Genomic DNA, 12,007 nt, shown 5'->3' with positions numbered 1-12,007 from the left:
ATTGGTCTGAAAATCATGTCATTTCTAAGCGCCGCGTGGGGCTGACCCTCAGCTGGCCCTCGCCAAGTTGTGCCTTTACTTTTTTTTGGAACTCAGGTGAGGGGAATTCCGTGTCGCTGAAACAGCGCCCGGAAAAATTCAGCAGCGAGCAGAGAAGGTTCGGGTCCTTGCAGTTCTGCTCCACCGAACCGATATACTTCGTATCCTGCAAGCCTTAGCTCTCGGTCTCCCTTAGCCATTCGCGCGTATGTTTGAGGGGCCGCACGACCCGATTCGTCTGCGTAATGCTGCGCGCCATCTACTTCGAGCACCACCCTTGCGCCCCCAGGCAAGAGCATGAGAAAGTCCATGCGGTGGGTCAGCAGCGCAGCAGCTCCTCGACTAGCCACCGTCTTCGGGTCCCAATGAAGCCAAACCTCTGGCAGCAGTGCCGGCAGTCGAGGGACGGACTCGCCAAAGGTCATGAAAAACGTTCTGAAGAGCAGCCGTTGTGGCGGCGACGAGTCGGGAAGGCACTGTTGTAGTCGCCGAAGCAAGGTTTGCCGAGCCTTCTGGACATCCGGTTCGCCAGTGGTTTCACTCCACCAGCGCTGAAGCTCGCTCCACCGCAAACCGTCTGCGCCTAGAGGACGGTCATAGACCAAGACCGCGCCTGGGTTCGACGCAATCTCGATGTCATTGTTGATGGCGTCACTGAGTCGGATATCAGGCTTTGTCGATGACGCAAAGATGAGGTTCTTCGGCCGCCCTCGCGGTGACCTGATGGACACAACGGTAAATATCGGGTACCCACCGTCGGTCGAGGTTTGCCGGAGCTCGGCTCCAGCAGCCTGCAACATAGGATTCACAAGCTTAACGAGGCGTTCTTGAGCGTCTGCGTCAACCTGCACGTCCGCTGATGCGAACTTTTCTAGCAGCAGGACGAATCTCCTGTTCGGTAGGTCGAATGCCCGCAGCTTCTCGAACAAAAGTTCGACGTCTGCGTCTTCCGGATTTCGCACAAAGTGTCGATGTGCAAACTCCAAAACACCATCACTCAGACCAGCAAAGCTGTATTCCTGAAGGATGAATACATCTTTCAGGGCTTGCGCAAAATGGTCCCAGTGCGCGAACAACTCTATTTGGTTCAGCGCACGTGCAATGTCTCGACGGCTTCGCTTTGGGATATCTATGACTGGCAGATGAGCCCAAAGAGCATCTTGCACATGGTCGCGCAACTCGCCGCGGACGCTGCGTTGGTCGACTAATCTCTGGGCAAAAGCTGGTATGTCAGGGTCAGGAAGAGCATCGAACGCGGCATGCAGCCGGCCACGCTTGTCGCCGCCCTCAGGCGGCACGGGTAAGCCCATCGCAATGCATAGCTCCGGCATCGTGCTATTGGTGCAAGCGTCCTTCATATCTCCCACCACAGGACGCAGAAGCTGCCGCAGGTGCTCACAAGTATTCATGCGACAGGATGATGCCTTACTTTGACCGCACGCGAGGGAGCCGTTATCCCGGGGTTGGGTTTGATGATAAGAATCGCTTGGCACCTTGGTTGCTGCACCCTTAGGCTGACTGCCGAGGAACACTGCCAACGGCTCTCTTGAACCCAAACTCGTCAGAGACAAGTGGTCACTTTGCGCGTCTACCAGAGTCGGCTTTGGGCCCGAAGCGGGCCGTCATGAATGACAGCTGACGGGTCGGCAAAACGTAGGAATTGAACTTTCAGAAAGCAGCCGTTGGTCAATACCCCCTCCCGCTGCATTGCCAACATTGGGCAAGGTTCGCCCAGTGGTCGTGCGCACAGGGCTTTTGAGAATCACCCCGCAAGCGGCTTGGCCCCAAAAGCCCTCAGGAAAATGGATTCTTGACCGTCACGGCGGCCTTGAGCTCCACCGCATCGGGCAGCGCCTTGTCCGCTTCGAGCGCCTTGACGATGCCGGCGGCCAGCGCCTGCAGCTGCCTAGCCAGCCCCAAGCCCGCCTTGTCGCGTGTGAGCACCACATCGCCCGTGAGCGTGACGCGGTCAAGGCGGTTTTCGATCTCCAGCTCGCCGATGCGCAGCACATCGGCTTCGTTGGCGTAGGGCTTGAATGCCTGGGTCATGGATGGGTTCCTTCAGTGTTGGCCGGCGCGCTTGATGGCGTCCAGGATGCTGGTCGCGAAGTCGCGCAGCGTGAAATCGTCTGCTTCTTTGCTCGGGCTCTGGCTTTGGCCCTTTGTCCTGCTTTTCTTGCCGCCATGCTGCGCGGCCGGCTTGGGCAGCGCCATGGCGCTGTCCCGAATGCTCCGGGGCAGCCCGGGCAGGACGCTCACGCCCGTCATCTTTTCCAGCTCCGAGACGCTCCCCATGGAATACGTGCCCGTGGCGTCATTGGCCGTCACGTAGGCGCCGGCGCGCTGCTGCGCCGGGCTGTAGAGCACTTTCCACAAATGCGTCGGCACCAGCACGTTGCCCACGCGCTGCACGTTGTTGCCGATGAACGCCGGGCCCGACACCACATAGACCTCGCCTTCATCGAGCGCCATTTGCCGCGCGGCCCCTTCCATGCCTTCCCAGACGCCGGCATTGCTGGCATGGACCTGGGGCACCATGTTGGCCAGGCTGAAGCTCTCGGCTTGCGCTGAGCGGCTGGGCATGTCCTTATTTGGCGCTAGGTGTAATACCCGGTGACAAACCATACTCATTTATCTATAGTGAACAAGGCTGAGTGACTGCGGTGTCTCGTAAACCTTCTTTCCGTTTCTCATTTCAACAGAGCGCGTCAGGCTTGAAGTGCAGAGACCGTAACTAGCCCGTGAACAACCCCGCAGCGAACAACCCCGGCACCGGCGAGCCGGTGCCGGGGTTGTTCGCTGGCAGACGCTCGATATTATCAAGGAGTACACATGAAGGGGTTGTTCTGGAAGGTCCGAGGGTGGTAAGGACCGAAACCGTCGTAGTTCGAGACAAGATGCGCAGCGGGACTCTGACCGCAATGGTCATCGTCGGCGAGCAGCCGTTCTTGCAACTCCTGGCATTCTTCCGAGAGCGAGGTTTATCGCTTTCGGCCGAGCGGGCATATGCCCAAGCTATCGGACGCTTTATCGAATGGCTCTCAGTGCGTACTGAAGAGTTCTGGCCGCAGGAGAATCGCGGCCTGATTTACACCGCCTTCGCTCACGATCTGCTGTTCGGCAGCTACTGCGATGGCGAGGACGCCCTCGGGCTCAACTGGACCGCAACCAGCCAGAAGAACGTTGCCCGACTCACACGATGCCTGGTGGAGTTCAGCGACTGGCTTACTCTGCGCCACGGCAGGCCCGCCTTGAACCCAATGCAGGAAGGCGTGACCTATTCCGACCAGCTCATATTCTGGCGCCAATGGAACAAGCAGAAGTCCAGAGCGCTCTTGGCCCACGTCAAGAGTCGCAGCCAGAAGGTACCTAGGTCCGAGATTTCGCGCCGATCGTCGCTCCCTGGCCGACGGAACACCCTCCTGCAGGAAACCAAAGCGTTTCCAGTCGAGCACATAGATGCACTGCTCTGGACCGGATTCATCAATCCGGGAAAGCAGAACGCTGCCGAACTGTGGGTGAAGTTCAATCTGCGTGACATTCTCATCACCCTGCTTTGCCTCTACGGTGGCTGTCGCGAGAGCGAGCCAATGCACCTGTGGGTTGACGACGTGTTTGTGGACCCCGATGACCCAGAGCTGGCCCTCGTGCTTGTACACGAGCCTCACGACGGCATGATTTATTACGTTGATCCGCTGACGGGCACCAAGCGCAAGACCAACCGCACCGACTACCTGCAGCGCTTCTGTGGCGGCAAGCGCCCCTTGACCATGGAAACAGGTCGCCGACATTCAGGCTGGAAGGGCAACCTGATGACTCACCGCGACCGCAATGCGTTTCAAGTATTTTGGATTGATCGCAATGCTGGACGCGTGTTTCTAAGGCTGTGGCGTTTGTACCTCGAATACGTTCGGCCACTCGCCCTTCAAACCCCGTGGGCGTTCTTGACCCGAGACGCCCAACCGCTGGGCGCCGAGGCCTATAGCGATTCGTTTGTGGCTGCTGTTCGTCGGATTGGGCTTACCCCATCAAAGTGGAGCGGAACATCAACCCAGGCAATGCGTCACCGCTATGGGCAGTGGCTCAACGAACTTGGCATAGGCGAGAAGGAAGGCCAAGTCGCCATGCATCACCGCAACGTCAAGAGCCAGGAGGTCTATCGGCAGCTCGGCGTGGCAAAGGTGGCCGCTGCCATGGGCGATGGACAGGCACTTTCATTACCCAGTTTCGAAGGACTGACATGACTCGGCTCAAGGCTACACAGACGCCTGTTGATAAAACAGACGAGGTTGCTGCTCGACCGAAAAACAACCGTGGCCGCAAGGCAGGGCAGCCGCCGACACCACGAACGGCGCTGCAAAAGTGTATTTGGCAGAAAGAGCAGTTTGTCGCGCGCACAAGCGAACTGACCGGCCGTACCGTGTATGAAAACCAGTCACACGACCAATACCTTATTTCTCCCGCTTGGAATCAAGCGGCCGTCCAGGTGGTCGTTGCCGAGTGGAATGCTCGTATCTACGCACTTCCAGGAAGCAACCGACCGCCAGCGGGCCAGCGGGCTGCGGTTGCGGCGCTGTCAGATTGTGTTTCGCCACAAGCCTTCGGAGAAGGCCTGAACGTACTTTTGCTCCAAGAGTTCAAAGCAAAGCTCGACAATGAAGGCTTCCACTTCTCCGGCCAGCAGTTTTTGACGCAGTTGATGCTAGCGATGTGGTGCAAAGGGCTGGTGGCGTGGCCACTGACCGTTCAAGAGCCGTTTCCGTCGGCTATCTTGACCCTCAATAATGCGGGATGGAGCGCCGAGTTCGTAGTCGTTCTGAACTATGTGCGAAAGTACCTCGCCCGCGACACCCTTACCGACGCTGTGACGTTTCGGTTCTTCGTGGACATGGTGCTCTCCAGGGCTGGAGTCGTAGAACTTGGCGACATAACTCCCACCACCATGCAGGTCCAGCCAGCGCCGACGCGAAAGAGGAAACAGCGACCCATGGCGTTTACAGGTCTGCTGCAGGCGCTAAGGGATGAATACTCCATCAAACAGGTTCCGTGGGTACTGGAAGACTTCGGCTTTTATCAGGCCAGGTCTGGTCATCTGCGCCGCAAGGAAAATTTCGAATGGGCTCTTGAGATTGACCCAACAATGATCGAATGGGTGGAATTGGCAAAGCAGCATCTTGCCGAAAATCCGACGAACTATAGGAAACGCCGGAGTGCGGTGAATGTCTTTATCGAGCACATCGCCAAAAACTCGACTGTCAACCGAAGTCCTGCAGGCTACTGTGACATTAAGCGTCGTCCTGATCCTCTCTTTCACATCGATGGCAATAAAGGGCGTCAGACGATGGTGGTGGTGTACCAGTTCCTCAACGAGGTTCTGCACAAAGTCTGTATCCAGGCTGACGACAATGCATTTCCTATTTTGATGCCGGGCTTTGCCAACCCGCTGGTCAAACAGACGTTTATCGGTGTCAACAAGGGAGAGACACACCGCGAGTCCATGCCAACGCGTCTCATTCGCCAAGCGATGAGCATACTGACCGAGAACGATTTCGCTTGGGCGCGAGAGGTCGGAAAGCTCTCAGACAACTTCCGTTGGAAAAATCCAGAAACCCGAGAATTTGAGAGCGTCTGGAGCCCTGTGCGTACATACGCTCTTATGGCCAAGCTTATCCTCCCAGCTCGTACCTATCAAATTCGGCATCTCGACAGCAGTGAAGGCGATTCGCTCAGGTATGAAGAGAACGGAACATGGGGACCAAATACGGGAAAACACGCGCCATCTAATGCGGGCGTCGAGCGTGGTGTGTTCCGGCAATACAAGCGCAAGGACGGTAGTCTCGGCGCTGTGCTGTACTTCAACACCAATAAGACTGGGGACATCGATAAAGACAAGGACAAGACCGGTTTCGTCATGCCGTGGGAGAAGCTGGACGCACTTCAACTGTTTGCACGGATGCGCAACTGGCAGGAAAAGTACAACCAGTTAGATGGCCCAACCAATTGGACCGACATCAACGAACTGAAGGCGGCAAAGCACGTTGAGGACCTTCGCAAGCTCGGCACCAACTTATTCCTCTTCCGTGACCCCTGCCATCAACATCGACCAGACCTTCCTGTGTCTGATGTTCGACTGCGCAACCTCTGGTTGAGGCTCATGGAAGAACTGGAGAAAAGGCTGGCGCTGGCTGGTGAAACCCTCGCAAACGGCGAGCCGATAAAACTTGTTATCAGCTCAACGAAAAGAAGCGCGCCATCGGCGGCACTGTTCGACCTTCACACGCTGCGGGTCACAATGATTACCGCTATGTACGAAGAGGGCATTCCGCCGGAAATCCTCATGAAAATTGTCGGGCATGCCTCGATCATCATGACGCTCTACTACGTCAAGCTCAACGCCGAAACCATTTCGGTGCAGTTGGATGCTGCAGTGCAGGAGCGTCAACGCAAGGAACAGTCCGAGATGGCAGGGTTCATCCAGCGCGCCAGCAGAATGGAGCTGGAGCGCGCCGTCGCCAGAACGCACCCGTCGGCGCTCGATGCCATCACCAGCGGAACTGGCACAGGTTTGGTCGTCATGGACCACGGCGTGTGTCCGGTTGCAGCAAGGCGTTGCCATGAAGGTCTCGCCTCGATGGACCCAAGCTCTGGTTTCATCCGGTATCTGGCTGTCCCGGGTGGAGCAAGCAATTGCGTCCGTTGCCGATTCTTCGTCAGTGGTCCCGCGTTCCTGCTTGGGCTTGAGGCCCACGTCATTGACCTGTCGTACAGACTGCGCAAGGCATCGGTGTCATTTGAGAAGTCCCAACTGCGATTCGATGCCCTTTCGAACCAATTTGCCGACGCTCTTGAAAACGTGACCCCGTTCTCGCAGCAAAGAGACCTGGAAATTGCCGAAACCGCGCTGGAGTCAGTGACCGCCGAGGTTGATGCGATTGCGCTCAGCCTTCAGTGTGCTTACGCCCTCACGGAGCAAAGCATTCACATCAACAACCTTGGCGTCAACAAGCCCGGTGGCAGCGGACTGTCACTGGTGGCAGTGGGCGGCACAGGCGAGTTGGAAGCGGTTCTCACTGAAACGCACGAGTTCGAGCAGTTGCATCGTATTTGTGAGAGCGCAATGCTGTTTGACGGGCTGAAAATCGACTGGCAACACCCCAATCTGGAACGCGCCCGTCTGTTTGACAGAATGCTGCGCGCATCCGGCTGCGAGCCGCACTTCTCGCTTCTAGACGATGAGGATGCGCTCGGTGCGGCTAATGCGATGGGAAAGTTCTTGTACGCCAGGCTGGGGCCAAAAACAGTCCATGATCTCATGGACGGCCGCACCACGCTGCGGGCACTCGGTATGGAAAAGGCTTTTGCAGACCAGCTTCAGGCCATGACGCCCAAGTCCCTTGCCTTGAGCCGCACAATTTTTATTGAAGGCAACTCCTCATGAAAACGTCCACCTCGACCGTTGCGCCTGACCCAGTGCGCGATGCCCGGCAGTTGTACAAGACGCATCGTGAAGCAGCAAGCCGAGAGTCCAAGGTCAAAAATCTCGACATCCTTTGGGAGGCCCTGGAAGGCATTCGAAGCGACGGGGGGCGAGACTACTCGTTGGCTGAAGTTGGACGCCGCCTAGAGGTCGCTGGGGGCCTGAAAACGCAGAGTCTGCGCAACGCGCAAGGGACGCATTTCCGCGAAATCATTAGCGCGTACGCTGAGGGAGGCAGCGGTTCGACAAAATACCTTTCCAAGTCGAAGTCACAAGTCGAGGCAGCACTCGAACTCATCACGGACCCGAGCATCCGCGCCACGCTGCGCATGGCTATCGAGGAGGGAAAACGCCTGAAGGTGGTCAACGACAACCTGCACGCAGCGTTCAAAACCTTGCAGGTGGGAGCGTCCATTTCCGCCACTCCAACGACGGATGGGCAAACTCAAGTCAATGGACCCATTACGCAATTCCATGCGGTTCCGCCGCGACTGCTGCGGGCTCTAAAAATTGGTGTTGACCGAACGCGACTTGCGGAACGTGGTATGACCGTGATGGAGGATGGCAGCATCACCGACGCACAAGGGGAAACATTATTTCCACCGTCATTTGTAACGGCAGCGGAGGCATTCTTAGCCGAGAATAGCCCGTAAGCAAGCCATCTATTTAAATATTAAAAATAATCACAGCCAATGCTCAAAAGCAAAAAACTATTTGAAATTCAAGTTTACAGGACAAAAGAGAATGATTACTACAATGAAATGCGCTCCTACATAGAAAAAATAAATTCAGATAATTCAAATCCATTGATCAGTGAGCATCTGCGCAAAGAATATGGTGGCGATTGGAAATATAACGAGATAATTGGATTTTTACAGTTTTACCAATATGGTGAAAATCAAATCAGGTGCGAATATTGGGATACAGAAGCAACAAGGAAAGTTCGTACTCGACGGAAAACATTCGTACAAGTATCCAACAGTTATTGCAATGAAATGTTCTCGAAATCAGAATCAAATCTGGCTTTGGCCCAATTGATGAAGAATGCTGTAGAGCATTGCGAAAATCGCTTGAAAAACAAAAATTGGACTCTCGATAGAGAGTTGTTTGACAACACGGTAGATTTTATTGACTGGAAATCACTGCTCAACTAAAACAGAACAAGGTGCTGTACTCAGCATAATAAATATTATGACCCTATCATAATTTATGAATCTAGATGAGTGGCTGACGAAAAACAAGTCAAACTTTGGCAGCGATTATGAAATCCTGTTTGCAGAGACGGTATTGCCTCTGATCCCTGAACTCAGCTTTGATGCAGTTTCGGTGCAGTATCCATTTCAGGACGGGGACAGACGACAGCGCTACTGCGATTTTGTCATCCATGAAAATGAGGATGTTCGAATCGCAATCGAGATCGACGGCTATGACAAGCGCGGTATGGGTACGGGGATGTCCCATGCAGATTTTGTTGACTGGCAGCGCCGACAAGCGGCACTGACCTCACAAGGCTGGTATGTGCTGCGCTTTGCTAACAGAGATGTCAGGGACGAACCGAACCGATGTGCAGAACATATCAGCCTGCTGCTCAAGCGTTCACAAAGCAAATCCCAACGCAAGACATTAAGTGCCAAGGAAAAGGAGCGACTGGACGCACTGACCAAAGGCCAAAACGACAAAATCGAATACCTCAATAAAGAGACATCCGTCATGAAATATACCGTCGCGTCATTTACTGCCCTCATCCTCATGCTCGTGATGGTGATCGTCTGGCAGAGTCGCGGGGGTTCATCCGGCCAGTCTCAGGCAACAGTGCAAAGCGCTACCACCCCACTCCAGCCTGTAATGCTTTCTGCTTTACCGGCTACTGAGGTGCCCGTGCAGGTTCCTGAAGGTGCAACCTGCGACAACCCTATCAGTTGGCAACAGGCTGGGCAGCATATTGGTCAGACTGCAGCGGTAGTCGGTCCTTTGATGAAAGTAACTCATCGCGAGAATTCACGCGGCAATCCCACATGGGTTGATGTAGGCGCGGTCTATCCCAATGTCCAGCGGCTGGTACTGGTAATCTGGGGTAAACAAAAACCAGACTTCCCAATGGTAAGGCCGGGACAGTTAGAAGGGAGAAGTGTCTGCATCATTGGGCAAATCGAAAGCTACAAAGGCATTCCTCAGATCGAACTGAAAACCGCGAGTCAACTCAAGATATTGCGGTAGTCTGGGAACGGTCTGTATCCTGGAGAATGGAACTTCGTGAATCGGCTTTCGAAAACTGCCACAACCATGATGAATATCCCCCCTTGCAGGCGTGGAAAGATTGGCTAAGGGCAAAGGCTAGAAAGCTGCTGCGGGTCAGATACCAAAGGGTTGCCCTCCCCTTGCCAGCGAATAATTTTTTTATCGCGGGTTTGTTCCCAGGTATCTACTGGATAAAGTTTGGCCCATGCACACATCAACTGGCGATCTTGCCGGCTCATGTTTAATTTGTATTTTTCGTGCATGTAGAGGGTGATCCGCGCTGCCCTGCCGCGCACTTCTTCGCGTGGCTGAGCCCTCTTTAATTTAAAGTCGATGACGGTTTTACAACTTCCATAAATGGGCGTCGGGTTGTTGCTCCAGGCTCCATAGGAATAATTGCTACGATCGCCATTGACCTCGCCAACGGCTGGCACCAGATTGTTCAAATCGCCTTCTGCCTTACTAAATTCTGTATCTGAAGCTGTGCAATTATCTCGTCCGCCTTGTTGCCAGCACTGACGCTGATGTCCCAAAACCCAGGCTGGAACCACATGCTCCCACTCGATGCGCTCTGCGCGCGTCTGGTTCTTTCGCGGCACATAGCCGCAACTATTCAGGTCAACCTTCTTGCCTGAATAGGTACAACCACAATAGAAATCTTCTTCCAAACCTGCGAAAACTTCAGGGAGTATTTTTTTTGCGTTGGCAAAGTCGCGGTGTCCGATCTCTTTTTTGCTGTTGACTAGTTCTGGCTTCTCAACTTCTGCCTTCTCAACTTGCTTTGTTTGATTCGTTGGTGGTGGCTGCAATGCAGAAGGGCGACAACTGACCAGGAATAGCAGTGTGAAAACTATGCCGAGCAGGCGTCGAAAAACCTGAGAATTCATGGTGGTGGGAGCGGTTTTGCGTTTGAGTATGTTTATTGAGTATATGTACTTAAACAATTTCATTGGCAAACTAGCTGATGAGTATATTTTTTACCGGGTATTGCATGTGGCCTCGGTCATAGCCAGAGCGGGCATAGTCGCTCAGTTCGGCCCGGTCTTCTTGCGCCAGCTGGCTTTCCGCATGGAACGAGTCGCGCCGCGAGAGCTTCTTGGCCGCTTCTATATTGGCGCGGGTCAGGTGCTCGGCTGAGTAGACCGGGGTGCGGCTGATGCCTGAGTGCAGCGCGGCGTAGCTCTGAAAGCAAAGGGCCTGCGTGCGCGATTGCAGCCTGGCATTGGTGAGCGCGGGCGGGACGCCGCCGGCGAAGTGTTCGGGGCATTCGGTAGGGGCGGCCCAGGCCGGCAGCGCCAGGCAGGCCGCCAAGGCCAAGGCAATTGGGTTGAATCGTGACATCGCAGAAGTATGTCGCAAGTTCCACTGAAAGTAACTTTCAAATACTGCTTTTTCAGTCGCGCCTTTTGACCTGGCGAGCCGCCCGCGCTGGCCTATCGTGCAGGCTTCCCCCACCCGAGAAGCTTTCATGCCTTTCCACCCGTTTTCGCGCTTCGAGGATCACGTAAAGCAGTTCCATTACACCTTCGGCGCCACCGTGCTTGAGCCCCAAACCGGCTGGCGGCATCTGGCCGGTGCGTTTGACGAGCAGTGCGGCGACTACAACGCCTTGCTCGACGCTAGGCTCGATCCGCAACTCGATGCGATGAAGCACCAGCATGACTGCCTCGTGGCCGAGCATGCGGCGCTGACCCAGGAAGTCGCTGTCTGCCTCGAAGCGAAAGCCAGGCTCAGGGCGCTCAGGCTCAAGATCAAGGAGCGCTCGACCAGGATCCTCACTGCGGCCGATGAGGCGCTGCTTTTCTTTTGCGACACCCAGCGCGAGAAGGTCAAGGCCATCGAGAAGCGGTGCAAAACCCAGCTTTACAACTTGCCCATCAGGATCAGAATTGCCCACCAAAAACTGGAGCGCACCCGGCAGCTGCGGCTGACGCAATTGCCCAAACCATTCGCACCGGGCCGCCATGCATGCGCTGTGCCTGCCCATCCAGACCGCGCTGGGCGTGACGGCGGACGACCTGGCGGGCCAGCTATTTGCCATCGGCAAGCCCACCGACAGCCTGCGCGAAATCGCCGTCACTACCTGCTGGCCGAGCTTGACGAGGAAAAAATGGCAGATGCTGATGTCGACTGGTCTCCCGCTCCTTGAGCGCGGCCAGCCGGTGCGGCGCTGGAGCGCATTTTTCTCATTCCCAAAGGGTTTTACTACGCTGTTGGCCCAAAATTTGTAACAGTCGCCGCAGCTTCTGGGGG

The 12,007-nt window shown here is 55.3% G+C and carries 11 protein-coding genes; 6 read left to right on the top strand and 5 right to left on the bottom strand.

Translation table 11 applies throughout. The features are described 5' to 3' along the window. Positions 1–92: 92 nt before the first annotated feature. From PNAP_RS21755 to PNAP_RS21745, 3 genes are all read right to left on the bottom strand, one after another. The gene (locus PNAP_RS21755; protein ID WP_011798033.1) at positions 93–1,448 is read right to left on the bottom strand and encodes an AbiJ-related protein; all 1,356 of its coding nucleotides are present in this window, start codon (positions 1,446–1,448) and stop codon (positions 93–95) included. A gap of 385 nt (positions 1,449–1,833) precedes the next feature. Further along, positions 1,834–2,088 carry a hypothetical protein gene (locus PNAP_RS21750; protein ID WP_011798032.1) on the bottom strand — a complete coding sequence of 85 codons (255 nt, stop codon included), beginning with the start codon at positions 2,086–2,088 and terminating at the stop codon, positions 1,834–1,836. A gap of 12 nt (positions 2,089–2,100) precedes the next feature. Next, positions 2,101–2,664, bottom strand: a complete 564-nt coding sequence (locus PNAP_RS21745; RefSeq protein WP_157040487.1) for a DNA/RNA non-specific endonuclease — start codon at positions 2,662–2,664, stop codon at positions 2,101–2,103. 116 nt (positions 2,665–2,780) lie between these two features. Here PNAP_RS21745 and gmtY point away from each other — a divergent pair, with 116 nt between their 5' ends. From gmtY to PNAP_RS21725, 5 genes are read left to right on the top strand one after another with little or no spacing between them, the layout of a single operon-like run. After that, entirely contained in the window at positions 2,781–4,283 is a 1,503-nt protein-coding gene (gmtY, locus tag PNAP_RS21740; RefSeq protein WP_232290744.1) for a gamma-mobile-trio recombinase GmtY, read from the top strand. Next, positions 4,280–7,477: a gamma-mobile-trio integrase GmtZ gene (gmtZ, locus tag PNAP_RS21735; RefSeq protein WP_011798029.1), complete on the top strand. Its 3,198-nt coding sequence runs from the start codon at positions 4,280–4,282 to the stop codon at positions 7,475–7,477. Before gmtY ends, gmtZ begins: the two co-directional genes overlap by 4 nt. Next, the gene (gmtX, locus tag PNAP_RS21730) at positions 7,474–8,169 is read left to right on the top strand and encodes a gamma-mobile-trio protein GmtX (RefSeq protein ID WP_011798028.1); all 696 of its coding nucleotides are present in this window, start codon (positions 7,474–7,476) and stop codon (positions 8,167–8,169) included. The genes gmtZ and gmtX overlap by 4 nt, the downstream gene beginning before the upstream one ends. 39 nt (positions 8,170–8,208) lie before the next feature. Continuing rightward, positions 8,209–8,670: a hypothetical protein gene (locus PNAP_RS26185; RefSeq protein ID WP_011798027.1), complete on the top strand. Its 462-nt coding sequence runs from the start codon at positions 8,209–8,211 to the stop codon at positions 8,668–8,670. Between the two features lie 55 nt (positions 8,671–8,725). Next, positions 8,726–9,733 carry an endonuclease domain-containing protein gene (locus tag PNAP_RS21725; protein WP_011798026.1) on the top strand — a complete coding sequence of 336 codons (1,008 nt, stop codon included), beginning with the start codon at positions 8,726–8,728 and terminating at the stop codon, positions 9,731–9,733. Between the two features lie 104 nt (positions 9,734–9,837). On the opposite strand, the gene PNAP_RS26180 is transcribed toward PNAP_RS21725, so the two are convergent. Next, positions 9,838–10,641: an endonuclease gene (locus PNAP_RS26180; RefSeq protein ID WP_157040202.1), complete on the bottom strand. Its 804-nt coding sequence runs from the start codon at positions 10,639–10,641 to the stop codon at positions 9,838–9,840. A 70-nt stretch (positions 10,642–10,711) separates the two neighbouring features. Further along, on the bottom strand, positions 10,712–11,095 hold the full coding sequence (locus tag PNAP_RS21720) for a DNA/RNA non-specific endonuclease (protein ID WP_049763813.1): 384 nt from the start codon (positions 11,093–11,095) through the stop codon (positions 10,712–10,714). Positions 11,096–11,222: 127 nt separating this feature from the next. Between PNAP_RS21720 and PNAP_RS26175 the strand changes: the two genes are divergently transcribed. After that, a complete protein-coding gene (locus tag PNAP_RS26175; RefSeq protein ID WP_011798023.1) occupies positions 11,223–11,903 on the top strand; it encodes a hypothetical protein in 681 nt (226 codons plus the stop codon). Positions 11,904–12,007: the final 104 nt, after the last annotated feature.

The sequence above is a fragment of the Polaromonas naphthalenivorans CJ2 genome (assembly GCF_000015505.1).
GTDB classification, from domain to species: Bacteria; Pseudomonadota; Gammaproteobacteria; order Burkholderiales; family Burkholderiaceae_C; genus Polaromonas; species Polaromonas naphthalenivorans.
This window is presented reverse-complemented; position numbering and strand designations above follow the sequence as displayed.

What these genes read in the sequence shown, in the direction of transcription:
- PNAP_RS21755 (WP_011798033.1), bottom strand. Translation starts at nt 1,448, where the DNA reads ATGAATACTTGTGAGCACCTGCGGCAGCTTCTGCGTCCTGTGGTGGGA.
- PNAP_RS21750 (WP_011798032.1), bottom strand. Translation starts at nt 2,088, where the DNA reads ATGACCCAGGCATTCAAGCCCTACGCCAACGAAGCCGATGTGCTGCGC.
- PNAP_RS21745 (WP_157040487.1), bottom strand. Translation starts at nt 2,664, where the DNA reads ATGGTTTGTCACCGGGTATTACACCTAGCGCCAAATAAGGACATGCCC.
- gmtZ (WP_011798029.1), top strand. Translation starts at nt 4,280, where the DNA reads ATGACTCGGCTCAAGGCTACACAGACGCCTGTTGATAAAACAGACGAG.
- gmtX (WP_011798028.1), top strand. Translation starts at nt 7,474, where the DNA reads ATGAAAACGTCCACCTCGACCGTTGCGCCTGACCCAGTGCGCGATGCC.
- PNAP_RS26185 (WP_011798027.1), top strand. Translation starts at nt 8,209, where the DNA reads ATGCTCAAAAGCAAAAAACTATTTGAAATTCAAGTTTACAGGACAAAA.
- PNAP_RS21725 (WP_011798026.1), top strand. Translation starts at nt 8,726, where the DNA reads ATGAATCTAGATGAGTGGCTGACGAAAAACAAGTCAAACTTTGGCAGC.
- PNAP_RS26180 (WP_157040202.1), bottom strand. Translation starts at nt 10,641, where the DNA reads ATGAATTCTCAGGTTTTTCGACGCCTGCTCGGCATAGTTTTCACACTG.
- PNAP_RS21720 (WP_049763813.1), bottom strand. Translation starts at nt 11,095, where the DNA reads ATGTCACGATTCAACCCAATTGCCTTGGCCTTGGCGGCCTGCCTGGCG.
- PNAP_RS26175 (WP_011798023.1), top strand. Translation starts at nt 11,223, where the DNA reads ATGCCTTTCCACCCGTTTTCGCGCTTCGAGGATCACGTAAAGCAGTTC.